19 protein-coding genes are annotated in these 24,752 nt (G+C 71.7%); 11 read left to right on the top strand and 8 right to left on the bottom strand.

Annotated elements, in window-relative coordinates; all coding sequences use genetic code 11:
• Positions 1-122: 122 nt before the first annotated feature.
• Entirely contained in the window at positions 123-773 is a 651-nt protein-coding gene (locus tag LXT21_RS21825; protein ID WP_254040079.1) for an EF-hand domain-containing protein, read from the bottom strand.
• Positions 774-1,240: 467 nt separating this feature from the next.
• Here LXT21_RS21825 and LXT21_RS21820 point away from each other — a divergent pair, with 467 nt between their 5' ends.
• Complete coding sequence (locus LXT21_RS21820; protein WP_254040078.1) at positions 1,241-3,394, top strand: RIO1 family regulatory kinase/ATPase domain-containing protein; 2,154 nt, start codon at positions 1,241-1,243, stop codon at positions 3,392-3,394.
• Between the two features lie 65 nt (positions 3,395-3,459).
• Here the strand turns inward: LXT21_RS21820 and LXT21_RS21815 are convergent, their stop codons facing one another.
• Positions 3,460-4,473 (bottom strand): zinc-dependent alcohol dehydrogenase family protein, encoded by a 1,014-nt coding sequence (locus LXT21_RS21815; protein WP_254040077.1) that lies wholly within the window; start codon positions 4,471-4,473, stop codon positions 3,460-3,462.
• A 157-nt stretch (positions 4,474-4,630) separates the two neighbouring features.
• Between LXT21_RS21815 and LXT21_RS21810 the strand changes: the two genes are divergently transcribed.
• The gene (locus LXT21_RS21810) at positions 4,631-5,551 is read left to right on the top strand and encodes a cytochrome c family protein (RefSeq protein WP_254040076.1); all 921 of its coding nucleotides are present in this window, start codon (positions 4,631-4,633) and stop codon (positions 5,549-5,551) included.
• Complete coding sequence (locus tag LXT21_RS21805) at positions 5,548-7,083, top strand: NADase-type glycan-binding domain-containing protein (RefSeq protein ID WP_254040075.1); 1,536 nt, start codon at positions 5,548-5,550, stop codon at positions 7,081-7,083. The genes LXT21_RS21810 and LXT21_RS21805 overlap by 4 nt, the downstream gene beginning before the upstream one ends.
• Here LXT21_RS21805 and LXT21_RS21800 read toward each other — a convergent pair.
• Positions 7,059-7,532 (bottom strand): PIN domain-containing protein, encoded by a 474-nt coding sequence (locus tag LXT21_RS21800; RefSeq protein ID WP_254040074.1) that lies wholly within the window; start codon positions 7,530-7,532, stop codon positions 7,059-7,061. The two genes, LXT21_RS21805 and LXT21_RS21800, sit on opposite strands and share 25 nt — an antisense overlap.
• 54 nt (positions 7,533-7,586) lie before the next feature.
• On the opposite strand from LXT21_RS21800, the gene LXT21_RS21795 reads away from it, so the two are divergent.
• The 5 genes from LXT21_RS21795 (at position 7,587) to LXT21_RS21775 (ending at position 13,311) form a co-directional block, all read left to right on the top strand.
• On the top strand, positions 7,587-8,606 hold the full coding sequence (locus LXT21_RS21795; RefSeq protein ID WP_254040073.1) for a protein kinase family protein: 1,020 nt from the start codon (positions 7,587-7,589) through the stop codon (positions 8,604-8,606).
• 38 nt (positions 8,607-8,644) lie between these two features.
• Positions 8,645-9,637: a vWA domain-containing protein gene (locus LXT21_RS21790; protein WP_254040072.1), complete on the top strand. Its 993-nt coding sequence runs from the start codon at positions 8,645-8,647 to the stop codon at positions 9,635-9,637.
• Positions 9,634-11,016, top strand: a complete 1,383-nt coding sequence (locus LXT21_RS21785; protein ID WP_254040071.1) for an adenylosuccinate synthetase — start codon at positions 9,634-9,636, stop codon at positions 11,014-11,016. The genes LXT21_RS21790 and LXT21_RS21785 overlap by 4 nt, the downstream gene beginning before the upstream one ends.
• A gap of 119 nt (positions 11,017-11,135) precedes the next feature.
• Positions 11,136-12,002, top strand: a complete 867-nt coding sequence (locus LXT21_RS21780; protein WP_254040070.1) for a VWA domain-containing protein — start codon at positions 11,136-11,138, stop codon at positions 12,000-12,002.
• Positions 12,003-12,060: 58 nt separating this feature from the next.
• A complete protein-coding gene (locus LXT21_RS21775) occupies positions 12,061-13,311 on the top strand; it encodes a DEAD/DEAH box helicase (protein WP_254040069.1) in 1,251 nt (416 codons plus the stop codon).
• A 4-nt stretch (positions 13,312-13,315) separates the two neighbouring features.
• Here the strand turns inward: LXT21_RS21775 and LXT21_RS21770 are convergent, their stop codons facing one another.
• Positions 13,316-14,194 carry an alpha-ketoglutarate-dependent dioxygenase AlkB gene (locus tag LXT21_RS21770; RefSeq protein ID WP_254040068.1) on the bottom strand — a complete coding sequence of 293 codons (879 nt, stop codon included), beginning with the start codon at positions 14,192-14,194 and terminating at the stop codon, positions 13,316-13,318.
• A 98-nt stretch (positions 14,195-14,292) separates the two neighbouring features.
• Here LXT21_RS21770 and LXT21_RS21765 point away from each other — a divergent pair, with 98 nt between their 5' ends.
• The 3 genes from LXT21_RS21765 to LXT21_RS21755 are packed head-to-tail and all read left to right on the top strand — an operon-like array spanning position 14,293 to position 17,335.
• Positions 14,293-14,778 (top strand): RNA polymerase sigma factor, encoded by a 486-nt coding sequence (locus LXT21_RS21765; RefSeq protein WP_141328153.1) that lies wholly within the window; start codon positions 14,293-14,295, stop codon positions 14,776-14,778.
• The gene (locus LXT21_RS45220) at positions 14,775-15,524 is read left to right on the top strand and encodes a DUF4384 domain-containing protein (protein WP_267145419.1); all 750 of its coding nucleotides are present in this window, start codon (positions 14,775-14,777) and stop codon (positions 15,522-15,524) included. The genes LXT21_RS21765 and LXT21_RS45220 overlap by 4 nt, the downstream gene beginning before the upstream one ends.
• Complete coding sequence (locus LXT21_RS21755) at positions 15,524-17,335, top strand: caspase family protein (RefSeq protein ID WP_254040131.1); 1,812 nt, start codon at positions 15,524-15,526, stop codon at positions 17,333-17,335. The genes LXT21_RS45220 and LXT21_RS21755 overlap by 1 nt, the downstream gene beginning before the upstream one ends.
• Positions 17,336-17,586: 251 nt before the next feature.
• Here the strand turns inward: LXT21_RS21755 and LXT21_RS21750 are convergent, their stop codons facing one another.
• The 4 genes from LXT21_RS21750 to LXT21_RS21735 form a co-directional block, all read right to left on the bottom strand.
• The gene (locus LXT21_RS21750) at positions 17,587-19,290 is read right to left on the bottom strand and encodes a LysM peptidoglycan-binding domain-containing protein (protein WP_254040067.1); all 1,704 of its coding nucleotides are present in this window, start codon (positions 19,288-19,290) and stop codon (positions 17,587-17,589) included.
• 261 nt (positions 19,291-19,551) lie between these two features.
• Positions 19,552-20,277, bottom strand: coding sequence for a purine-nucleoside phosphorylase (deoD, locus tag LXT21_RS21745; RefSeq protein WP_254040066.1), 726 nt, complete (start codon positions 20,275-20,277; stop codon positions 19,552-19,554).
• 63 nt (positions 20,278-20,340) lie between these two features.
• Positions 20,341-24,267 (bottom strand): hypothetical protein, encoded by a 3,927-nt coding sequence (locus LXT21_RS21740; protein WP_254040065.1) that lies wholly within the window; start codon positions 24,265-24,267, stop codon positions 20,341-20,343.
• Positions 24,268-24,302: 35 nt separating this feature from the next.
• Positions 24,303-24,704 carry a TonB family protein gene (locus LXT21_RS21735; protein WP_254040064.1) on the bottom strand — a complete coding sequence of 134 codons (402 nt, stop codon included), beginning with the start codon at positions 24,702-24,704 and terminating at the stop codon, positions 24,303-24,305.
• Positions 24,705-24,752: the final 48 nt, after the last annotated feature.

The raw sequence follows: 24,752 nt of genomic DNA, 5'->3' as shown, positions 1-24,752 counted from the left end.
CTCCCGAGTGTAGGTCAGCTCGGCCCCCGCTCCTATTTTCGAGGCGGCGCGAGCAGACCCGGGCCCAGGCGCCCGCCCACGACTGGGACGGGCCCATGCTCAGCGTGCTGGTGGCGCGCCTTTCAGCGGCTGCGCCACCACGCCTTGAACGCCATCCAGGAAATCTTCCCCGTGCGGTCCGCGTCGACGATGTCGACGGCGATCTCCAGCTCTTCGTCCGTGACGTCCTGCCCCAGCGCCTCCAGGAGCCGCGCGAACTCGGCGCGCTCGATGGCGCCGGTGCGGTTGCGGTCATAGCGCTGGAAGATGTCGAGCAGCTCGTTGCCGGAGCTGGTGAGCTCGTCCACCGCCGCGTGCTCGGGCGCCAGCGGGAGGATGCCGGCGGACGACGTCTCCACCTGCTCCACGAAGGCGAGCCCTGGAGCGGTGGGCTCCTCCAGGACGGCGGGGGGCGGCGTCTGGGCCACGTCCCGGGAGACGACCAGCCGCGGAGACAGGGGCGCGGTGGCCGGCGCGGACTTCCTGCCCCCACTCGGGGCCTTCCGGGTCGCCGCCTTCCTGGCGGCGCTCTTCTTCGTGGCCGCCTTCTTCGCGGCGCGCTTCTTCGTGGCAGCCTTCTTCGCGGTGCTCTTTCGAGCCGCGCCCTTCTTCGCGGCGCTCTTCTTCGCGGTGGCCTTCCGGGCCGTGGGCTTCTTCGTCGCGGCCTTCTTCGTCGTGGAGGCGCGCCGGGATGACTTCTTCGCAGCACTCGACTTGCGCTTCTTCGTCGCCATGGGTGAGCCCCTCCTGGGCGGCGCGCATCGTAGCGCTCTCTGGGTGCGGGTCGGCAGTCCCCTGGGTGCCGGTCCGAGCCCGGCACCTCTCCGGTGGAGCTGGCCAGTGGCCCCTCCGCTCGCCCGCACGCCGAGTGTCGACTCGCCGGTCCTCGGTCCCTTTTCAGCCCTCCAGTCCAGCGCTCGCCTGGATGCTCGGAGGCCGGTGGTCCGTCATCCGGACTTTTCCCCAGGGATTCCAAGGTCTTGGTCAACTTTGACCCAGCCGAGGAGAGCGCATCGATGGCCTGGAACCCTGGCGGACAAACTGTTAGCAGGCCGGGCGTTGGTTCACCTGATTGCTCCTGGCGTCATGCTGGTAGCAAGAGGGGCCCGCGAGATGTTCACATGCCGCCGCGCGCTGCGAGCAGGGCCGCCCCGCGCATTGGAAAGCACCCGCCCGAACCCCATTGGACTTCCGCCTCTGAATGAATGACTCGCTAGAGACCCTCCTCGCCGATGGAATCATCGAGGCCGTTCTCGGCCAACTGAAGACGGGCAAGGAGGCGGAGGTGTGGCTGGTCCAGCACGCCGGGCAGGTGGTGGCGGCCAAGCTGTACAAGGAGCGCCACGAGCGTAACTTCCGCAACAACGTGGGCTACCGGGAGGGGCGTGAGGTGCGCAATTCGCGCACGCGTCGCGCCATGGAGAAGGGCAGCAAGTTCGGACAGGCCGCCGCCGAGGAGGCCTGGAAGAGCGCGGAGTCGGACTCGCTCTACAAGCTGCACGCGCAGGGCGTCCGAGTGCCCACGCCGGTGTTGTTCTACGAGGGCATCCTCCTGATGGAGGTGGTCATCGACGCGCAGGGTCATCCGGCCCCGCGACTGGTCGAGGCGCCGCCGGCCACGCCGGAGGAGGCGCTGGCGATGTACCTGGACCTGCGGGCCCAGGTCATCAGCATGCTGTGCGCGGACCTCATCCACGGCGACCTGTCGCCGTACAACATCCTGATGGGCTACGCGGGGCCGGTCATCATCGACTTCCCGCAGACCATCGCCGCGGCGCGCAACAACCGCGCGGAGTTCTACTTCCGGCGCGACCTGGACAACGTGCGCGAGTTCCTCGCGACGTACGGTCCGGCGATGTACGGCATGGCGGGGGACACGGGCGAAATCTGGAGCGCCTATGTGCGGCGCGAGCTCACGCCGGACTTCGTTCCTTCGGGAGGCTCCCGTGAGGGGGCTCGCCGTGGGGGCCAGGGCAAGGGCCGTCCGGACGCGCGGTTCGCGGGCGGCAATCCCCGCCTGGAGCAGCGGACGCCGCAGGTCGAGGTCGCGCCCGCTCCGCCCAAGCCGGCGATGACGCCCGAGGAGGCCGCCGAGGCGGAGCTGCTCGAGTTGGAGGCGCTGGTGCTGCGGCAGGGAGGTGGCGAGCGAGGCAAGCCGCCCGCCGCCCCGGCGCAGCGTGGAGGCCGCAGGGGTCCGGGGCGAGGACCGCCGCGCTCGGGCAACAATCGTCCGAGTTCGCCCGCGTCGCAGCAGGCGCGTCCGTCGGGAGGTGGTGGTGCTCGTCCGCCGCAGGCGAATGGGGCGCGGCCTCCGCAGGCGGAGCAGCGCAATGGAGGTCCGCGGGGCGTCCAGGGCGGCGCGCACAACGGAAACAGCGAGGCACCGCGTCACGGTGACTCACGCAACGGCGCACACCGGCCGCAGGGCGGCGCGGGAGACTCGCGCGGGGGGCCTGGTGGCTTCCAGGGCGAAGCAGCTCGAGGCGCTGGGGACTCGCGTGGCGGTCCTCGCGGCGTCCCGGGTGAGCGCCGCAACGGCAATGCGGCGCAAGGCGCGGGAGATTCGCGCGGGGGTCCGCGTGGATTCCAGGGCGAGCGGCGCAACGGCGATGCGGCCCAAGGCGCCGGAGCCTCGCGTGGCGGTCCTCGTGGCTTCTCGGGCGAGGGTGCGCAGGGCGCGGGAGATTCGCGCGGGGGTCCTCGCGTCTTCCAGGGCGAGCGTCGCGACGCGGCGGCACAGGGCTCCGGCGACTCACGTGGCCGTGGCCCTCGCGGGGCCCCGGGCGAGCGTCGCAATGGAGGCCCCAGGGGCTTCCAGGGTGAGGCTCGCAACGGCCAGGACGCGCATGCGTCCGATTCCCCTGGGTTCCAGGGCGAGGCTCGCAACGGTGAGGACTCGCGTGGCGCGGACGCTTCGCGCAACGGGGGGCCGCGCGGCTCGGGCGACTTCCGCAACGGCAACCGCCGAGGCGAACCCTCCGAGCCTCGCAACGGCCACGCCAACTCGCGTCCCCCGATGAACGGACGCGGCAACCGCGACGAGCGCCAGCCCGTGGTCGAGCACCGGGGTCAGGGCAACGAGGTCCAGGCCGGCGCGAGCAACACCTTCGCCGGCAATGACTCGCGGCCTCCACGTGGCGAGCGTCGCGGAGGCCCCAACCGGCCCTCGCAGCCCACCGTGGAGACCCGTCCGCCCACCAGCCCGGGTGGCAACACGCTCCGCGAGCCCCGCCAGCAGCGCCCCAACTCGAACCGGGGCAACGCACCTCGCGGTCCACGAGGCGGTCCCCAGGTGAGCTACGTCGCGCGGAACAACAACCCGTCCGACTCGGGCCCCACCGAAACCGGCTCCTGAGCCCCCAGGGCCCGGTGGACGCCAGTCGTCACCGGGCCCGTCCCCCACCTCGGTGAGTCGTCACGTCATCCCACGCGGATGACGACCTTGCCGAAGTGGGCCCCGCTCTTCAGGTGATGGAACGCCGCCACCGCCTCGTCGAAGGGGAACACGCGGTCCACCACCGGGCGGACGGCATGCTGCGAGAACGCACGCAGCAGCGCCTCGAAGCTCTGCCGATGTCCGACGAGGATGCCCTGTACCCGCAGGTTCTGCATCAGGATGGACGTCAGCGGCACCGCCCCCGCGACGCCGCTCAGCACGCCGATGACGGACACCGTGCCGCCAGGCCGCACCGCGCGCAGCGACTTCTCGAACGTCCCCGCCCCGCCCACCTCCACCACATGGTCCACGCCCGCGTTGCCCGTGAGCGCACGCGCCGCCTTGTCCCAGTCCGGAGTCGTCACGTAGTTGATGCCCTCGTGCGCCCCCAGCCCCCGCGCTCGCTCCAGCTTCTCGTCGCGGCTGGAGGTGATGATGACGCGCGCGCCCATCAACCGCGCGATCTGCAGCGCGAAGAGGGAGACGCCTCCCGTACCCTGCAGCAACACCACGTCCCCCGCCTTGAGCGCGCCATGCGTCACCAACGCGCTCCACGCCGTGAGCGCCGCGCACGGCAGCGTGGCGGCCTCCTCGTCGGAGAGATGATCCGGCGTGGGCACCACCCCGTCCTCGCGCAGCACCATCGTGTCCGCGAGCGCGCCATCCAGCGGCCCGCCCAACGTGGACTGCTGGACCAGACGCGTCGGCTCCCCGGCGGACCACGCCTGCGCGAAGAGACCGATGACCCGGTCCCCCACCTTCACCCGCGTGACACCCGGCCCCACCGCGTCCACCACCCCCGCGCCATCCGAGTTGGGCACCAGCGGTAGCTTCTGCCTCGGGTTGTAGCGCCCCTCCACCATCATCAGGTCGCGGTAGTTCAGGCTCGTCGCCTTCACCCGCACGCGCACCTGGAACGGGCCCGGCGTGGGGTCCGGCCGCTCGCACGACACCAGCTTCTCCAACCCGAATCCGTCCCGAATCTCGTAGGCCTTCATGGGTCCGGTTCTACCGCTCCCGCCGGCCCGGGGGGAGGTGCGGCCGCGAGTCCCATGCGAATACACTCCGCGTTGAACAGTGAACGCGCTCCTCCTCCTCACCTGCTCGCTCCTCGCCTCCGCGCCGAGTGCCCGCTTCCCGCAGGGAACCGCGCGCATGGAGGTGGGTCCCGCGCCGCACGGCCTGCCGGACTGGAGCATCCAGCGCTGCGCCGAGTGCCACGCGCCCGAGGTCGACGCGTGGAGGAACAGCGGCCATGCCTCGGCGCGCACGGATGACGTCTTCCAGGTCGCCATCACCGAGGACCGTCCGGGCTGGTGCGTCCAATGCCACGCGCCCCTCGCGCGCAACCTGGAGCGCGGCCCGCTGCCCGCGAACAGTCCTCCCGAGGAGCACGGCGTCACCTGCGCGGCCTGTCACGCGCGCATCGACAAGGCCCAGGCCACGACGCCGGGCATGCCCTGCGCGGGCTGTCACCAGTTCGGCTTCCCGGTCCTGAACACCGACGGCCAGCGCGTCCGCCTCTCCAAGACGGAGTGGCAACAGGACACGGTGGGCGAGTGGACCCTCTGGCGCAAAGCCACCGGAGACACGCGCCACTGCACCGACTGCCACATGCCTCGGGGTGACCACGGACTGGGCGGCACCCGGCGCACCGAGGCGCTCAAGGCGGCGCTCGTCGTGGAGCCGCACGATGGAGCGCTCGTGCTGTCCACGCGCGAGGTCGGCCATGGCTTCCCCTCCGGCGACGTCATGCGCTGGGTGAGCGTGGAGGTCGCCGACAATCCCCTCTTCGAGTCCGCCACCACCGTGGCCACGCTGGGCCGCCGCCTGGAGGTGCGCCAGTGGGCCCCGGAGCCGCTGGCCCACCTGGGCGCCATCGAGGACACCCGCCTCGTCCCAGGCCGTCCCCTGCGCGTCCGGCTCCCCACCACGGCCCGCTACGCGCGCGTCGTCTACCACCTGGTGTCCCGCGAGCAGGAAGACTCGGGACTCTATCCCGCGGGCCTCTCACGACTGGTGCTGTGGGCCGCCCCCCTTCCGCCACCCCGCCACACCCCGGAGCGCAAGCCATGATCCTCCTGTCGCTCATCCTCGCCGCCGCCCCACCCATCCTGCTCGAGCCTGACGCGGGCAGCGCGCACCGACTGCATCCGCGCCGCGTGACGGCGTCCACCTTCCTGGAGAACGGTTGGAACAAACACGCGCAGAACTATCTGCCGCTCTATGTCGCGGACGACGACCCGGCCACCGCGTGGGTGGAGGGCGCGAAGGGACGCGGCGAGGGCGAGGCCCTGGAGTGGTGGGGGCCGTCCCTCACGCGCGCCAAGGTGTTCCGCGTCTTCGTGCGCAACGGCTACCAGAAGTCCGAGAAGCTCTACCGCGCGAACGCGCGCCCCCGGAAGGTGAAGCTGGAGCCGCTGGTCCAGGGCGAGACGGGCCCGCAGACGACGGGCACGCCGGTGGAGGCGGAGCTGCGCGACGTGCTCGGCTGGCAGGAGGTCCGCGTGCCCGTGCCGGCGCGCGTGGGCGGCGTGCGACTCACCCTCGTGACCACCTATCCGGGCGCGACGTATGACGACACGTGCCTGAGCGACCTGCGCGTGTACGTGGAGGGCGAGGACCCGTACAAGGCCGAGGCGGAGACGGCGGCGTTCGAGCAGGTGCGCACCTACGCGTACGAGCGGAAGATGGCGGCCGCGCGCAACGACACGAAGGCGAAGGTGGAGTGGGCGCCGCGCTACAAGGTGGAGACCCTGTTCGAGAAGGAGTTCACGGAGGATGAGATGCTCGCGCGTCCCGGTGGACCCGACGGCACGCGGGCCGTGGACTTCATGGCCACCGTCCCGGAGAAGCCCGCGTACAAGGCGGCGCTCGCCCGCGCCCGGGAGCTGGCCGAGGCGTTCGACCGCGTCGACCTGAACCGCACGGGCACCGACTCCGAGGCCCGCGCGAATTGGACCCGCGTGAAGCCCGCGCAGCTGCGCCCCCAGAAGGCCGCGGCGAGCGCGGCGCTGTCCGCGATGGAGGACCCGGGCCTGGTGCGCGTGGCCGGGCTGCTCCACCTGGCGGACACCACGTTCTTCGAGGCCGACACGGCCCAGGCGCAGATCAAGGCGCGAATCCAGAAGGCGCGCGCCCAGGAAGGTCGCGAGCTCGTCGCGTGTGAGAAGCGCTGCCAGGTCGAGCGCCGCGAGGCGTCCCGCCCGGCGGATGCCCATGACTTCACCTGCGAGGAGGAATGCTCGGGCGTCTTCACCGACTCCTCGGGCTCCAAGAGCGAGCTGCTGGAGCACAAAGCCGCGGGCGGCGAGTTCCTCCAGGGCCCGCTCGACAAGCCCACCGCGTTCCTGCGCGGCACCTCCGAGGAGTCAGGGAGCCGCGAGGTGTGGCTCACCTTCCGCCAGACGCTCATCACCTACAAGGACCAGCGGGCCGACACCCTCGTCGTGTACGGCAACACGCACGGCTCTCGCGAGCCCGTCTACTTCTACGTGCTCGAGTGGAGCGAGAAGGCGGGCAAGTCCCGCCTGGAGAGCATCACCGCCTTCGTGGTGAACGCCGACAACGCGCGCGTGCTGCGCTACCGCCCCGCGTCCAACGCCTGAGCGGTCAGTCGCGCCACCGCCTGCCGGGGCGTGAGGATGAGGAAGGGCATCCCGTGCCGGTCCGCCATGGACAGCACGCGCTTGTCCTTGCTCACCAGCCACGACACCCCGGCACGCGCGGCCAGGACGAGGAACTTCTGGTCGTCGCGGTCCCTGCACCGGGGGAGATCGAGCGCGGTGCTCCCCTCCCCCGCCGGCAACACCCGCGCGTGCTCGCGGTAGCGGGAGAGCGCCGTGCTCCGCGCGTCCTGGGCCCGGCCCGGGAGGAAGTGGCGCGAGGCGAGCACATACCCCAGCTCCGCCAGCGTCGCCTCCTCGGCCCAGGCCACCAGGCGTCCATCCTTCAGGGCCTGATGGAGCTCGCGCAGGGCCGGGTCCTCGAACACATAGAGGTCCAGGACGACATTGGTGTCGAGCACCACGGGCAGCACGGGGGCAACGGGAGTCATTCTGGGTTTCCGGTGGGCACGGTATGCTGCCCCCGCATCGCATGAGGGGGTCGGATGGAACTACAACTTCTGAAGTGTCCGGGCTGCGGCGCGAACCTACCGCCCCCCGCCTCGGCGAATGGCATCCTCACCTGCGCCTACTGCGGCGCGATGGTGTCCGCCAAGGGCGTGGCCGTCTGGCCCAAGCCCGCGCGTCCGGCCGATGACCCGCCGTTCGCCCCGGACCGACCTCGCGTCACCGTGGCGGGCACGCGCTACGTGCTGCTCGGCCGCCTGGGCCAGGGGGACAGCTGCGACGTGTTCCTCGCGCGGCGCGACGCGCGCATCACGGAGATGGTGGTGCTGAAGGTCGCCCGCGCGCTGTGGGATGCGGACCTGGTCGCCCGGGAGTACGAAATCCTCGAGGAGTTCCAGGGCTCCAGCGCCCAGGGCGCCGAGCACTTCACGCGGCTGCTCCCCCAGCCCGTGGCCCGGGGCAAGGTGAAGGACCCGGTGGGCACGTCTCGCGCGGCGGCCGTCTATCGCTGGTCGAGCGGCTTCCAGCACTCGCTGACGGAGCTGCGTCAGGTGTATCCGGAGGGCATCGACCCGCGCGCGGCCGTGTGGATGTGGAAGCGCGCGCTGGAGGTGCTCGGCTTCGTGCATCGCGCTGGCTACGCCCACGGCGCGGTGCTGCCGCCCCACCTGCTCGTCCACCCCAGGGACCATGGCGTGATGCTGGTGGGCTGGGCTGGCGCGGTGCAGTACCGCACGTACCTGCCCGTGGCCTCCGCCAGCAAGTCCCACGCGGACTTCTATCCAGAGGACATCCTGGATGGCGCCACGCCCACGCCCGCCACGGACCTGGTCATGCTCGCGCGCACGCTCGCCTGGGTGCTCGGGGGAACGGCGGCGACGGGGCTGGCGCCATCGCGGGTGCCGGAGCCGCTCTTCGTGCTGCTGCGCGACCAGGCCCGGCTCGAGCGCGGCGCCGTCGTCGATGCGTGGAGCGTGAAGGAAGACGTGTCACGGGCGGCGCTCGAGGCCTTCGGTCCTCCGCGCTTCGTTCCCTTCACCCTGCCCGGGTGGCGCTGAGCGCGGATTGACGCCTCGCGCGGAAGGAGAGTCGAGCAATGGGTTACGGGAGCTACAGCAGCCAGGCACACGAGGCGCTCATCCAGGCCCGGGGGACCCTGTCCCGGCAGGTCCTCTTCCGGCAGGAGCGCTGCCATCCGTTGATGGACCCGCGCGGGGTGAACTGGCGCGAGAGCCGCGACAGCGAGGTGCATCCGACCTCGTTGGGAATCATCTTCGCGCTCGACGTCACGGGCTCCATGGGAGACATCCCGGAGCTGCTGGCGCGGCGCGGCTTGCCCAGCTTCATGCGGGCGCTCCTGGACGCGGGCGTGACGGACTCGCAGGTGCTCTTCATGGCGGTGGGCGACGCGAACAGCGACCGCGCGCCGCTGCAGGTGGGCCAGTTCGAGTCCAACGAGCGGCAGATGGACCAGTGGCTGACGTCGTCCTTTCTGGAGGGCGGCGGCGGCACGCCGGGCCACGAGTCGTATGAGCTGGCGATGTACTTCGCCGCGCGCCACACGGACCTGGACTGCTTCCGCAAGCGCGACCGCCGGGGCTACTTCTTCATGACGGGTGACGAGCGTCCCTACCCGTTCGTCTCGCACGCGCAGGTGGCCGCGCTCATGGGGGACGGGCTGGAGAAGGACCTGCCCGTGCAGCAGGTGGTGGACGAGCTCCAGCGCGCCTTCGAGCCCTTCTTCCTCATCCCCGACCTGGCCCGCCGCCGCAACTGCGAGCGGTACTGGCGGGAGCTGCTCGGGGACCGCGTCATCTGCCTGGAGGAACCTGGAGACTGCGTGGACGTGACCTCCAGTCTCGTGGGCCTGTGCGAGGGCGCCATCGCCGACATCGACGCGCTGGCCCGACACCTGGAGCGCGAGGGTCGGGACCGCTCCCGTCGCGGCGCCGTCATCCGCGCGCTCACGCCCTTCGCCGCCACGCTGGGGCGCGACGGCACGCCTCGGCCCCGGCTGGAGGACGAGCACCTGCCCATCGACGACGCCACCTCCGGCCACCAGCGCCTGGCGCCTCGCGACGGGCGATGAGCGCCTCGCGCGCGGCGCACATCGTCGTCGACCTGGGCTTCGGCGACGCGGGCAAGGGCACCCTCACGGACTGGCTGACGCGTCGGCATGACGCGCGGCTCGTGGTGCGCTTCAACGGCGGCGCGCAGGCGGGACACAACGTCGTCACCGAGGACGGTCGACACCACACCTTCTCCCAGTTCGGCGCGGGCACCTTCGTCCCCGGCGTGTGGACGCACCTGGCGCGCTCCACCGTCTTCCATCCGCTGGCCCTGCGCGTGGAGGCGCGCTACCTGGCCGAGCGCGGTGTGCCGGAGGCCCTGTCCCGCGTGACGGTGAGCGAGCGGGCCCGCGTCATCACGCCGTTCCATCAAGCGGCCGGGAGGCTGCGGGAGCTGGCTCGGGGCGATGCGCGACACGGCACCTGCGGCGTGGGCGTGGGCGAGACGGTGCGCGACGCGCTCGCGCATCCCGGGGACACCGTGCTCGCGGGGGACCTGCGCGACGCGGGCGGACTCGTGCGAAAGGCCCGCGCGGCGCAGGAGCGACTGCGGGGAGAGCTGGAGGAAGTGTTGCGCGTCACCGGGAGCCTCCCCGACGCCGCGCCGGAGCGGGCGATGTTCGAGGACTCCGGCGTGAGTGCTCGCTGGGTCGAGGCCGTGGGGACCATTGAGCCTCTTCATCGCGTGGTGGCCGACGAATGGCTCGGTCCTCGACTGCGAGCGGGCACCACGCTCTTCGAGGGCGCGCAGGGTGTGCTGCTGGACGAGTGGCGCGGCTTCCACCCCCACACCACGTGGAGCACCTGCACCTTCGAACCCGCGCTGTCATTGCTGCGCGAGCACGGCTTCGACGGAGAGGTGCACCGCCTGGGCGTGCTGCGCGCCCATGCCACGCGCCACGGCGAGGGCCCGTTCCCCACCGAGGACGCGAGCCTCGCGCCCTCTCTCCCCGAGCCCCACAACGGCGCCGACGGATGGCAGGGGGGCTTTCGCGTGGGCGCGTTCGACGCGGTGCTCGGCCGCTATGCGCTCGATGTCTCCGGCGGTGTGGATGCGCTCGCGGTGACCCACCTGGACCGGCTGAGCTCGCGCTGGCCGGTGTGTGACGCGTATCGCGCCGCGCTCGGCCACGAGGATTCGCCCCTGGTCCGAGAGGCGCCTGGCTCCGAGCGCATCACCGCGCTGCGCCCCAGCACCTCCGAGCGGGACCTCGACTGGCAGGCGCGTCTGACCCGGGCCCTGGCCCGCTGCGTGCCCGAGCGGAGGACATTGGAGTTGGGTGAGGACCCGGACGTCCGCGTCGAGCGCTTCCTCGGCTGGGTGGAAGCCGCCCTGGGGGCGCGTGTCACCGTGGCGTCCCGGGGACCGACGGCCGGGGACAAGCAGTCCCGAGGCTGACGACCCCCGGGGCTCCGCGCTAGCGTCCGGGGGAAACGAGACATCGTTCGTGGTGTCACGACCGAGGGGGTCAATCCATCATGGGGTACGGGTCCTACAGTCACGAAGCGCACAGGGCGATGACGGAGGCTCGCAGCGAGCTGCCGCCGCAAGAGGTGTTCAAGCAGCGCGCCTGTCATCCCAGGATGGACCCGTTCGGGGTGAAGTTCCGCGAGAGCCGGGACAGCGCGGCCCACCCCAACTCGCTCGCCGTCGTCATGTCGCTCGACGTGACGGGCTCCATGGGCAACATCCCCGAAATCCTGGCGCGAAAGACGTTCCCCTCGTTCATGAAGGACCTGATGGAAGCGGGCATCGCGGACCCGCAGGTGCTCTTCATGGCCGTGGGTGACGCGGACTACGACCAGGCCCCGCTCCAGGTCGGCCAGTTCGAGTCCTCCGAGCAGCAGCTGGACCAGTGGCTCACGTGGATGTTCCTGGAGCGCGGTGGCGGTCCGAATCCCTCCGAGTCCTATGAGCTGGGCATGTACTTCGCCGCCGAGCACACGGCGATGGACTGCTTCGAGAAGCGCGGCAAGAAGGGCTACTTCTTCATGACGGGCGACGAGCCGCCCTTCGAGGAGGTGGCCAGCCGCCACGTGACGAAGCTCATCGGCGATTCGATGCAGGACAACCAGCCCATCTACCAGACGGTGAAGCGGCTGGAGCGGACGTTCCATCCGTTCTTCCTCATCCCGGACCAGCGCCGCCGCGGCTATTGCGAGGAGACCTGGCGCATCGTCCTGGACGACAGGGTCATCTGCATGGACGACGCCGCGGACACCTGCGACGTGGCCGCGGCCCTGGTCGCCCTCACCGAGCGCGCCGTGCCGCACCTGGACGCGCTGGGCAAGCGGCTGAGGGACGCCGGCAAGCCCGCCGATCGGGTGAAGAGCGTCCTGCGGGCCGTGGAGCCCTGGGCCCAGAAGCTGCGCGACACGCCATAGGACAGTGCCGGCGTCAGGCCCTTTCCCACGGGGCCCGACGCCGTGATACCCCCAGGCCGTGAGTGACTCCTTCGAACGGCTCGGGTTGTCCCCGGACACGCTCGGCGCGCTGCGCCGGGTGCGCTTCACCCAGCCCACCCCCATCCAGGTCCAGGCCATCCCTCCCGCGCTCGCGGGCAAGGACGTCATCGGCTGCGCGGCCACGGGCACCGGCAAGACGGCCGCCTATGTGCTCCCCCTCGTCGAGCGCTTCGCGGGCAGGAAGGGCACGCTGGGGCTGGTGCTCGCGCCCACGCGGGAGCTGGTGCGGCAGATCGCCGAACCGCTGGGCGTCTTCGCCGAGGCGCGCGGGCTGACGCACACCGTGGTCATCGGCGGCGAGGACATGTCCGCGCAGGTGGAGGCCTTGAAGGCCCACCCCACCTTCGTGCTCGCCACGCCGGGCCGGCTCGTCGACCTGCTGGAGACGGGCTCGGTGAGCCTGTACCGGATGGAGGGGCTGGTGCTCGACGAGGCGGACCGGATGCTCGACATGGGCTTCCTGCCCCAGTTGGAGCGTATCCTCGCCGAGCTGCCTCGCAAGCGGCAGACGCTGTTGTTCTCCGCGACGCTCGGACCGGACGTGGGGAGGTTCGCGCGGGAGCGGCTGTACAAGCCGGTGCGCGTGGAGGTGACCCGCAGCGGGACTCCCGCCGCGCGCGCCGAGCAGCGGCTCTACATCGTGAAGCCGGAGGAGAAGTCGGCGCTCCTGCTCTCGTTGCTCGCGGAGAGTGACTCGACGGCGCTCGTCTTCGCCAAGTCGAAGGAGCGCGCGGACAAGGTGCTGCGGCTGCTCCAGCGCGAGGGACACAAGAGCGCGGTGCTGCACGCGGACCGGACGCAGAACCAGCGGCGTCAGGCGCTCGAGGGCTTCCGCGAGGGGACCTACCGGTGTCTGGTGGCGACGGACATCGCCGCGCGCGGACTGGACGTGGAGGACGTGGGACAGGTCATCAACTACGACCTGCCGCACTCGCCCGAGGACTACGTGCACCGCATCGGCCGCACGGCGCGCGCGCAGGCCAGCGGCGTCGCGTCCACCTTCGCCACGTCGCGCGACAAGAACGTGGTGGCGGAGATCGAGCGCATCATGCGCGGACAGATTCCCCGCGTCGCCGTGCCGCGCGAGGACCCCGTGTTCCAGGAGGCGTGGACGCGCTTCCTCGCGTCCCAGAAGGACCCCGGTCCTCCGCAGAAGGATTCGGAGTCGGCACCTGGCAAGGCGCAGGGTCGACACGCCCGGACCCACGGCAAGCGCCGACCGCGCTGACGTCTCAGGGCGCGGAGGCCTGCTCGCGCGCCAGCTCCGCGCGAAAGAACGCGCTGCCCTCGGCCAGCGTGCGCATGTAGCCGCGCACGTCCTCGCGCGCCTCGGGTGACAGCTTGAAGAACGGCGTCACGTGCTCATCCGGCACGTAGCGGAACGTCAGGTTGATGCGGCGCGTGCGGAAGTCCGGCAGCTTCGGCGCCAGGTCATGCCCCGCCCGCGTGTCCACGCGCTGCACCCGGTGGAACGTCTCCTCCTTCCACCGCGTCCCGCCGAACAGCTCCAGCGCGCCGTCATCCAGCCACTGCTCCAGCACCACCGCGTCGCGCTCACCGGGCCGCGAGGACGTCACGAACTGGATGAGCGCCCGCTCGCCGAAGGACAGCGACGCCACCGGGCCGGGCTCGAAGTCCTTGTGCTCGCCCACCCGCGCCGTGTCCACCCAGCGGTCCTCCTCCAGCCGGTTGCCGTAGAAGTTCACCAGGCACGTGTTGAGGTGCCAGCCCTTGGGCATGTCCGGCCCCCGGAACATGCGCCGCGCCAGCTCCTCGATCTTCGTCACCTGCCGCTGGAGCACCTCCGGGAACGGCTCCGCCTTCACGCACCGGTTCCAGAGCCCCTTGGGCGGCCGGTAGTAGTCCAGGCACGCGAACTGCCAGTTTCCCAGCCAGTACACGGGCCGGAGCAGACGCCGCTGCTGCTGGCCCGGCGGCGGCGGGAAGTGCTTCGAGAAGCGCTCCTCCCACAGCGGGTGCAGCCCTCCCAGCCAGGTCAGGATGGCCTCCTTGTCCGCGGCGGACAGGAAGCTCGCGTTGTAGTGGTGGCCGGGTGTGCGCTGGCGGGCCTTGTGCGCCAGCGAGGGGCCTCGACGGGGGGGGAGGGCCATGGGCGACCCCGTGGTACCACACCGGCCGCGTCCGGAGGGGGCCTTGCGCAATCCGCCCACCCCCGGTGTTGGTAAGGGGGCCGGAACGCGAAAACACCATGTCCGAAGACCGTCTCCACACGCTGTACCGCACCTACGGGCCCTCCCTGTACGCCCGCTGTCGCCAGATTCTGGGCGATGACGCCGCCGCGGCCGACGCGGCCCAGGAGACCTTCCTCCGGCTGCACCGCCAGCTGGACCGCGCCCCGGATGCCCAGCACGCCCTCGCGTGGATCTACCGCGTGGCCACCAACTACTGCCTCAACCAGGCCCGAGACAGGCGCCGCCGCGCGGTGCCCGTGGAGGAGCTGCCCGACGTGCCCGGCGTCGACAGCGAGCGCCTGCTGGAGGACCGGGACCTCGCCCGCCGCCTCATCACCACCGCGCCCCCCAAGGTGGCCGAGGTCGCCTGGCTCCACCTCGCCGACGGCATGACGCAGGAAGAGGTGGCCCAGCTCCTCGGAATCTCCCGTCGCACCGTCGTCAACCGGCTCGCAGACTTCCACCGGCATGCGCACGCGCTCGCCGGGAGGCCCCCCTCATGAACGCCCCCCCTCACGTCTCCAGCCTCAAGCTGGAGGCCCTCGCGATGGGCGCGCTCCCCCCTCCGGAGCGCGCCACCACCCAGGCCCACCTGGACACCTGCCTTGCCTGCCGCGCCCGCTCCGAGGAGCTCGCCTCCCATCGCCGGCACTTCACCGCCCACGTGCTCCCCCGCGCCCAGCTCCCCTCCCCGCGCGTGGCCCCGTGGGGTGACTGGCGCTGGTGGGCCCCCGCGCTCGCGCTGGCCTCGGCGGTGGTGCTGCTGTTCGCGCTGGTCGCGGTGCCCTCGCCCCAGGAGCCGGAGCTGGCGGTGAAGGGCGGCGCGATGCTCCAGCTCTTCGCCCACCGGGGCGAGCGGACGTGGAAGGTGGAGGAAGGCGAGGCGCTGGCGCCCGGTGACCAGGTGCGCTTCGTCGTGGAGGGACTGGGCCTGCCCTACGTGCTGGTGGTGTCGGTGGATGGCGCCGGACAGGTGAACACGTACTACCCCTTCGGCGGACACGAGAGCGTGCAGGTGCCGTCGCGGGGACTGCCGGTGGAGATTCCGGGGAGCGTGGTGCTCGACAACGCCCCGGGACCCGAGCGACTGTTCGCGCTGTTCTCCCGCCAGCCGTTGTCGTTCGAGTCGGTGGCACCAGCGCTGCGGGAGCTCTCCACCGGGGGGGCGGAAGTCATCCGGGACCGCAGGCGGTTGCCCGTCGCCGCGGGAGCACAAGCCACCTTCCTCTTCGAGAAGACCCAGCCGTGATGACCTCTCTGCGCTGCCTCGTCGTCGCCGCGGTGCTGTGCGCGTCCCTGCCCGTCGAGGCGGGGACCCGACGCATCGCCGTGTTGGTGGGCCACAACGTAGGCAGCGGTGAGCGTCCACCCCTGCGCTACGCGGAGGCCGACGCCACGAAGCTCGCGGGCGTGCTGTCGGAGCTGGGGGACGTGGCGCCCTCGGACCTCATCATCCTGCAGGGCCAGGGGCTGGCGCCGGTGCGGTCCGCGCTGGACGAGGCGGCTCGCAAGGTCGAGGCCTTGCGGCGTCAGGCGGACACGCGCGTGGTGTTGCTGTTCTATTTCTCCGGGCACTCGGACGGCGTGGCGTTGGAGCTGGGCACGGAGCGGCTGCTGTATTCGGAGCTGCGGCGCTGGCTGGACGCGACGCGCGCGGACGTGCGGCTGGCCATCGTCGACAGTTGCCGCAGCGGCGCCCTGCTGCGCTTCAAGGGTGGCCGTCCGGGTCCTTCGTTCGAGCTGCGGCTGACGGATGAGGTGCACAGCACCGGGCACGCGCTGCTGACGTCCAGCGCGGAGGATGAGCTGGCGTTGGAGTCGCGGGAGGTGGGCGGCTCGCTCTTCACGCACCATCTGGTGTCGGGGCTTCGCGGCGCGGCGGACTCGTCTGGAGATGGACTGGTGACGTTGGCGGAGGCGTATCAATACGCGTATGCGCACACCGTCTCGTCCACCGCGGACGTGCTGACGGGCGCGCAGCATCCGGCGTACGACTACCGGCTGACGGGCAAGGGGGAGCTGGTGCTCACGCAGCTTCCGAGCCCGGGCACGGCGTTGGAGTTGCCGTCGGACTTCGAGCGCGCGCTGCTGTTGAAGCCGGGGCGAGGGCAGGTGCTCGCCGAGCTGGGGCCGGGCGCGGTGCCTCGGCTGGCCGTGCCTCCGGGCGAGTACGAGCTGCGAGCGTGGCGCGCGGGACGACAGCATGTGGGCGCGGTGAACGCGGCGGCCGGACAGGTGAGCCGCGTGCGCTGGGAGGACCTGAAGCTGGCGCCGCCCTCGCCCACCGTCGCGGGCATCAAGGGGAGCACTCCGGTGCCCATCTCCCGGAAGGTGGCCATCGCGTCACCGGAGGAGTGGCAGTGGCTCGAGTCGACCGCGGAGGAGTCCCAGGCCCCAGCCGAGACACCGCCTCCAGAGCCGGACACATCCCAGGAGCCGAGACCCTGGGCCTCGGTGGAGCGACGTGTCGCCGCCACCCCGCTGGCCGAGAACCAGAACGCCCCCGAGCCCCTCGTGGCCCGCGCTCCCGAGCCGGTCACCGAGGGGCGCTCGCGTGATTCGGCCCGCGCGGCTCCGCCGCTCGAGATTTCGCCGTATGTGCCCGTGACGCCCGGGGACCGGGAGCTGACGTTGACGGCGGGGATGCGCCACACGGTGGTGGACCCCGCCGGCGCGCTGCTGGCGTTCCGCGCGGAGCTGTCCAAGGCGCTCCAGGGCATGACGTTCGCGCTGGAGGTGGGCCAGGGACCGCACGAGGAGAACCGCGAGTTCACCACGGGCCTGACGGTGGGCTACGCGCTCAAGAAGCGCTACCGGTACACGGAGCTGGCGCTGGGCCTCGAGGCGGGATTGCAGATCGTGGTGCAGACGGGAGATGGAGACTCGGCCTGGACGATCGGCCCGTCGGCCGCGCCCGTGGCGTCGTTCGCGCTGTACGTGGTGCCGCAGATGGCGGTCACCCTCGGCGGGCGATTGCCGGTGGCGGTCGTCCGGCTGGACGAGAAGACCCAGTGGAAGTTCATCCCCACCGCGGACCTGGGGTTGAGGATTCCGTTCTAGGGATGCGCGGGGGCTGCCACGCCACGGCGCCTCGTCATCGCGCGCGGGCCGGGCTGCCTGCATCACGCCCGAGCGCTGACGCCTCGTCGGGCGTCGAGACGGCGCCATCCATCGAGCGATGACGCGACGGTGAAAGCCCGTGGAGCCCACGGCCTCGCCATGTTGAGGAGTTCCGTGGCTCCCGCCCTCAGTGATTGAAGAGGGCGGGCCTGGGGCGATTCGAGCCACGGCGAACCCGCGGAGGCAGGCCTTCAGCGTCCGTGCGTGATTCCCACGGAGGCGCCTTCGGACGGCTCGCGCGCGGACGCGGGCATCACCGTCGGCTTCGGCGCGGCCGCGCCCGCCGGAGCCACCACGGCCCGAGCCGGCTCGACCGAGGCCTCGGAGGCCACGTTCATCGGAGTGACATTCGCCTGCACCGCGGCGGCGCTGCTCACGGACGCAGCACCCGCCTGCACCGCGGCGTTCACCGCCTGGCCGACGCCGCTGTTCACCGGCGTGCCCACCACCTGCACGGCGGGGGCGCTGTTCATGGACTCATCACCCGCCTGCACCGCGGCGTTCACCGCCTGGCCGGCGCCGCTGTTCACCGGCGTGCCCACCACCTGCACGGCGGGGGCGCTGTTCACGGACGCAGCACCCGCCTGCACTGCGGCGGCGCTGTTCACGGACGCAGCACCCGCTTGCACCGCGGCGGCGCTGTTCACGGACGCAGCACCGGCCTGCACCCCGGCGGCCGCATGCACCGACGCGGCGGCGGGCTGCGCGGACTCGGTGGACTTCGCCACCTGCGTACCCGGCGCCGGCGCGGGTACGGGCTTCGCGCAATCCGACACCGCCTCCGTCGCCGCCACCGCGCCCACCGAGGCGACCAACGGGGCCTTCGGCTCGGGCGGAAGCGTGCGCGGCGGCAACACGAAGGGCGGCGGCACGGGGCAGTGCGTGCACGGCCCTCGCAGCGGCACCGCCAGGCGCTGACCCGCGCGCAGGAAGTTGTTCTTCATCCGGTTCGCCTTGCGAATCAGCGCCACCGTCGAGTTGTAGCGAAGCGCGATGCCACCCAACGTGTCACCCGAGCGGATCCGGTGCGTCGTCACGTTGTGCTCGGGCTGGAGCGACAGCAACGGCTGCACCCGGCGCCCCAGCTCCTGCGCCTTCGGGTTGTGGAAGCGCAGGTGGAAGTGGTCCCGGTGCCGACGCGCGTGCCGGATGATGCCCGCCGGGTGGAACAACGAATCCAGCCACACCTTGTCCTCCCCCGCCGACAGCGCGTAGTCGTACAGGACCTTCTGCACGCGCTTGTCCACGAGGATGAGCTGGATGTCCGTCTTCGTCACCACCGCGCGGATGAACGCCCAGTTGAGCGGCACGTTGATGTACTTCTCGCGCTCCCGCTCACGGATGGGGTCCACCGTCGGGTAGTAGAAGCCCACGTCCACGTCACGGCCGTTCTGGTGGCTCTTGTGGGGGCGCTTGTAACCGCCCTCCTTGTTGCTGATGCCGTTGACGCGGATGGGCGGCGCCTCCGGGAAGCGCGCGCGCACCTCGCGAATCGCCGCGATGAGATAGTCGATGCTCTCCTGCGTGCCCCACGCAATCTCGGGCTGCACCACGAGCCAGTCGGCGCCCTCCCCCTTGGGGAACTGCACCGAGTTCACCAGCCGGCCGCTGTGCGCGAAGCCCACCGCCATGGACCCCAGCGACGCGGTGTCGTCCTTCCAGCGTCGCGCCAGCTCCTCGTCGGAGAGGTCCGCCGTGTAGAGCGGCCCCGTGGGCACCTCACCGCCCACCACCGGCGTCTCACCCTCGCCGTCGTCGCCCTCGCCCTCGCTGGCCTCCGCCGTCTCGTCCTCGCCCTCCAGGTCCTCCTCGGACAGCGCACAACCCTCGGCCGGAGCCTCGGCGGCGACGGGCGCGGCGGCCGTCTCGATGGAGGCCGGCGACGGCGCTGCCACCGGCGGCGCCTCCTGACTCCCCTGCGTCAGTCCTTCTGAACGCACGGAGGCCAGGGCGGACTCGCCGCCAGAGTGGGGAACCACGCGCCCGGCACAGCCGGCGCAGACCAGAAGGAGCCAAAGGGGGTAACGCACCGGGGCGAAGGATGGCCCGAGATTCGTTCGAGCACAAAGCCCCTCCCCGGTTTTTTTGGCGCCCTCCCGACCCAGGGGGCCACCTGGAGTGGCCCGGGACACACTGACCGAGCAGGAAGGGAGGCGTCAGGGGGCCGGCTGCGGCACCTTGAGCGCGACGTCGAGCGCCAGTTCGATCATCTCGTCGAACGTCGTCTGCCGGTCCTGGGGCGACAGGTGCTCGCCGGTCTGCAGGTGGTCCGACACCGTCAGGAGCCCCAGCGCGCGCGCGCCGAACTCGGCCGCCACGCCGTACAGGCCCGCGACCTCCATCTCGATGGCGAGCACGCCCATGCGCACCAGCGCGGCGTTGAGCTGCTCCTGCGGGTGGTAGAACAGGTCGGAGGTGAAGACGGAGCCCGCCCGCACGGACTTGTTGCGCCGCTCGGCCGCTTCCACGGCCCAGCGAGCGAGCTCGAAGTCCGCCACGGCCGCGAAGTCATGGTCCAGCAGCCGCATCCGGTTCACCTTGGAGTCGGTGCCCGCGCCGGTGGCCACGATGACGTCGCGCAGCTTCACGTCGGGACGCAGCGCGCCGCAGCTGCCCACGCGGATGAGCGTGCGGGCGCCGTACACCTTGATGAGCTCCGTGGCGTAGATGGAGATGGAGGGCACCCCCATGCCGTGCCCCATCACCGACAGGCGACGGCCCTGATAGGTGCCGGTGAAGCCGAACATGTTGCGCACGGAGGTGACGCCCCGGGCGTCCTCCAGGAAGCGCTCGGAGATGTAACGAGCCCGGAGGGGGTCACCGGGCATCAGCACCACGTCGGCGAAGTCGCCGGGTGCGGCGGAGATATGAGGGGTTGCCATGGGCGCGCACCATAGCCCGGTATGACCGACTCGGGCTCCGTATTCCGGACTCGCGGCCCCGTACTACCAACTCGAGCTGCCGAAGCCCGAGCCGCTCCCAGAAGAGCCGCCTCCGTAGGAAGAGCTGGAGAAGCCGGAGTCGCTGCTCGACGAGGAGGACGACGAGGACGAGGACCACGAAGACGAGGAGGACGAGGACGAGGACCACGACGATTCGCGGGAGCGCGCCTCCTCACGGCGACGCTCCGCCTCGGCCTCCTCGATGGCATCGGAGGCGGCTCGCGAGGCCATGCCCGCGGCGCGCTCGGCCTCCAGGTACTGACCGCGGTCGAGCGAGCGTCGGGCCTCCTCGAGCGAGGAGCCGCCGGGCCGCCCATGCCACGAGCCCGCTTCGCGCACGAGCCGGGCGGCGGCGTCGATGGCGTTGGCCGCCTGCTCGGCGGAGCGCAGCTCTCCCCGCAGGTCCGCCGTCCTGCGGGCCGCGTCGGAGGCGATGCGCCCCGCCAGCGAGTCGAGCGTCACCCAATCACCATGGGGCCTGCCGAGTTCCTCCTGGGCCTTCGACAAATCCGAGCCCAGGGCCAGCAGGGCGTTGACCGCCACCACCGTGGCGCGGCTGTCGGCGATGCCGTCATTGGCGGCCTGGCGAATCCAGACGTCCGCGGAGGACACGGCCCGCTGCGCCGACGCGACGCTGTCCTGGGCCTGCGCGTGCTGGGCCCTGTCCCGGGCGACGGACTGGCGCACCTGCTCCAATGCCAGACACGCCGCGGTGAGCTTCTCTCCGGCGGCGAACGGATCCGCGGGCCGCGCCTCCGTGAGCTGCGCGGCCGCCTGGAGGAGCCCCTGGGCCGCGTCCCGTGCCTTCACAGTGGGCCGCATCACCCGGACGTCCGAGACATCGGCGGTGCAGGCCGCGAGCAGCCCCCGGGCGGCCTGGAGGACGCCGGTGTTGTGCTCCTCCGCGACCTGGAGCCGCCGCGACTTCTCCTCGACCTCCAGGAGGCGGGCCTCGATGAGCGCATGGAGCCGCTCCACCTGGCCCAGCAGGTCCGCGGACGCGAGCAGCCGCGCCTCGGTGAAGGCGAGCTCCGCCGCCTTGAGCTTGTTCGCGGCGTCGAGGCGGTGACGGCCGACCTCCGTCAGGTTGTCCTGGACGGTGCCGTTGGCCTCGGGGTGCACGGGGTCCTCCGGCCGCAGGAGCAGCGCGGAGGGGCGGTAGCGCTTCCGCAGGGACTCGAGCAGGACGGTGCCATCGGCCACCCGCGACTCCAGCCGCCGGGCCACCTCCCGACAGGCGTCCCTCCGGGAGGCGAAGGTCTTCTGGGCCTCACGACTGCGCTCGATGATGCCACGCACCTCTTCCACACGGGCCAACACGGCCTCCAGCGCTTCGCGCGCCGTCTCCAGTCGTCCCTCCGCGAGCGCCTCGCGCGCGGTGGCCAGCATCTGCGTGCCGACCGAGTGCCGGTCCGTCGGATTCGACTCCTGCTCGTTCAGCAGCGCGGACGCGGGCATGTCGAGCTCGCGCCCCAGCGCCTCACGCGCCGACGTCGTCTCACTCCGCGCGCGCCCCAGCGCGTCCTGTGCGCGAGCGGCGAGCGCCACCAGGTCGGCCGTCTCCGCCGCCTGCGTGGCCAGGGCCGAGCACGACTGTTCCAACGAGGAGACAGCGTCCCCCACGGGGGCCTCGAGCAACGCCTTCGCCACCTTCTCCGTCGCCTCGCCTCGGGCCGCGAGCGCGTCCTCCAACCACCGACGCGACAAGCCCGCCTTCATCAACGCCGCACCCGCGCGCTCCACCGAGGGAGCCACCTGCCCCACGGCCGACGTCATCACCACCACGAGCGCCCCTGCGTCCTCCAAGCGCCGCCCCCCCTCCGTCAGCGGGCCCTCCACCGCGGCCATCGGGTCCTTGGCCAGCAACGGACGCGCGGCGGCCACGAGCGACTCCAACGAAGGCACCACGAGGGCGACCACCCGCTTCACCCGGAGCACCTCCGCCCCGGGCGTCAGCGAGCGCAGCCGGGCACAGAACGCCTCCAGCCCGGCCACCCCGTCCAGCGCGACCTGCGCAACACGCTCCAACGCCTCCACGAGCAGCAGCGCCCGCTGCGCGCGGACGTTGAATGCCTCCAGCAGGTCCAGGAACGAGAGCGAGAACGGCTGATAGCTCTTCACGTCCCCGATGAGGCGTTGAGCATGCGAGCGCGGCCCGCGCAGGACACCCTCCACGCCTTCATCCGGGTGGAAGACGATGGGCGCGTCGCGCAGCAGCTCGGTGACCTTCTCGTAGCGAGAGGTGCCCAGGTGAGCGCCCAGGGCGTTCAGCGGGCCCGTGCCCGCGAGCAGTTCCTCGGCCCGGTGCAGCACGCGCGCGGCGGCCGTCACCAGCAGGAAGAGCTCGTCCACGTCGGAGGCGAGCTGCTGTCCTCGCTCGCGCGTGAGGCCCTCGAATCGCCGCGCGATGTCGTCGCGGGACTTGCCGGCGACCAGGTGCGTGCGCTCCAGCAAATCGAACAGCGCCTGCGTCTTCTCGTCGACGACGGTGCGGAAGCGCTCATGCTCCTCGCTGGCCTTGCGCCGGCTCGCGTTGCGCCGACGACGGGCGAGCACGCCCGCCAGCAGCAGCCCCGCGCCGCCCGCCGTGGCCCCGGTGTCACGCATCCGCCGGTGCTCCTCCGCCCGCTGCATCGCCGCCGTCACCCGCCGCAGCGCCTCCTCGCCGTCATCCACCGCGAAGCGACGCCGGGGCGAGCGGGTGTCGAAGGCCTCACGCGCCGTCTGCTGCGCCGCCCTCGCCGCCGCGAGCTCGCCCTGGACGGACTCGGCGGTCGGCATCGCCTCGAGGACCTTCAGCCCCTCGTCCATCGCCTTCAGGCGTCGCTCGTCCTTCTCCGCCGACGACAGGACCTCGCCCAGCCTCACGCGAGCGGACTCGGCGGCGATGAGCGCGTCACGGTGCGACGGCGACATGTCCCGGACCGCGGCGTTGGCGTTCTCCACGGCGATGTCCAGCGCCTCGAGCTGCGGCTTCGCGAAGCCCGCGAAGCGGTGTCCGGGCAGGCTCTCCAGCGCCGCCTCCAGGACCTTCAATCGGTCGCTCGCGAGCCGACGGGACTCCATCGCCGCGCGCAGTCCGTCCAGGTCCGCGCGCAGCCCGTCATACAAGGCCTTCGCCTTGGGGAAGTCCGCCTTCTGCGGTGGCGCCAGCAGCGCGAGCGCCTGGCGGAGGGTCAGGCCCGCGACCTCGAGGTCCAGGGAGGCCTCGGGCAATCGGGGCGGAATCGCCGACCCGAAGACGGAGAGGCGTCGCTCCTCGAGCCCGGGGAGCTCCTTCTGGAGCGCCAGCAGTCCACTCCGCAGGGCCTCGATGCGGCGGGCCTGCTCGAACTCCTCCTTGTCCAGGGCGGCGCGCAGTTGGGTTTCGATGAAGTCGACGGTGTTCGTCACCGCGTCGACGAGGCGGCCCCCGTTGCGCATGGCGTCGACTGCGCGGACGTCCAGCGAGCCCGCCCAGCGGTCCTCGCCCAGGCCGCGCCGGTCCTTCGCATCCGCGGCGAAGTACGACAAGCGGCGCTCCGCCAGGGAGATGAGGAGCACGGTGCCGTCCGACTCTCCGGTCCGGGGATTCTTCAGCGCGCCGAAGTTCGTCCGGTTCGACAACCCCTTGCCCAGGGCGTGCAGCGCGGCGTCGATGTCGCGGAAGGCCGTTCCCTCCGCGTCGACGTAGCGCTCACCGTTCGCGTCCGTCATCAACACCACGGTCCAGCGGGGCGCTTGCTGGGTGAGCCACGCCTCGAGCCACTCGAGCTGGGCGTCGGTGGCGCCGACGTCACCCTTCACATAGAGGTGCTGGGACTCCTTCCAGACGCCGATGATGCTCGTCACACTCGCGACGCGGCGGGGCTCGCGGGCGGCCTCGACGGGCGGGGCGGCCAGCAGGAACAGGACGACCAGGAACGCGAAGCGCGGCAACCCGTGGGTCATCGATGGCTCCGAGGCGGTGCGACGAGGCCGGAGGTTCAAGGCGAGGCGGTCCACTCGACGTGGAAGTGGGCATCCAACGTTGGCAGTACATAGTCCGCCGGCAGCGGCGCGAAAGGCGCGGCCTTCTGAACGGCAGACAACGCGGCGGCGTCCCAGGCTTTTGAGCCGGACTCCACACCCACCACCGCGGAGACGAGCTTGCCGTCCCGCCCAATCACCGCCTGGACCACCGCCTTGCGTCCCACTGCGGGCAAGCCCTTGCGCCCGGGCTGCTTCCACTTGCCGGCGACCTGCGAGTAGGCCTTCTGCTGATAGGCGACGTTGGTGAGGTCGGGCTGGAAGAAGGCCTGCAACCGGGGCCCCGCGGCGGCGAGCGCCAAGGGCGCGACGACCAGCGTGAGCAGGGCCACCAGAGACAGCGAGCGGGAACGGAGCATGGCGGCCCATCGTAGTCGCCACCGAGTGGCGCCGCACAGGGGCGTTCT

This window comes from Myxococcus guangdongensis (assembly GCF_024198255.1).
GTDB classification, from domain to species: domain Bacteria; phylum Myxococcota; class Myxococcia; order Myxococcales; family Myxococcaceae; genus Myxococcus; species Myxococcus guangdongensis.
This window is presented reverse-complemented; position numbering and strand designations above follow the sequence as displayed.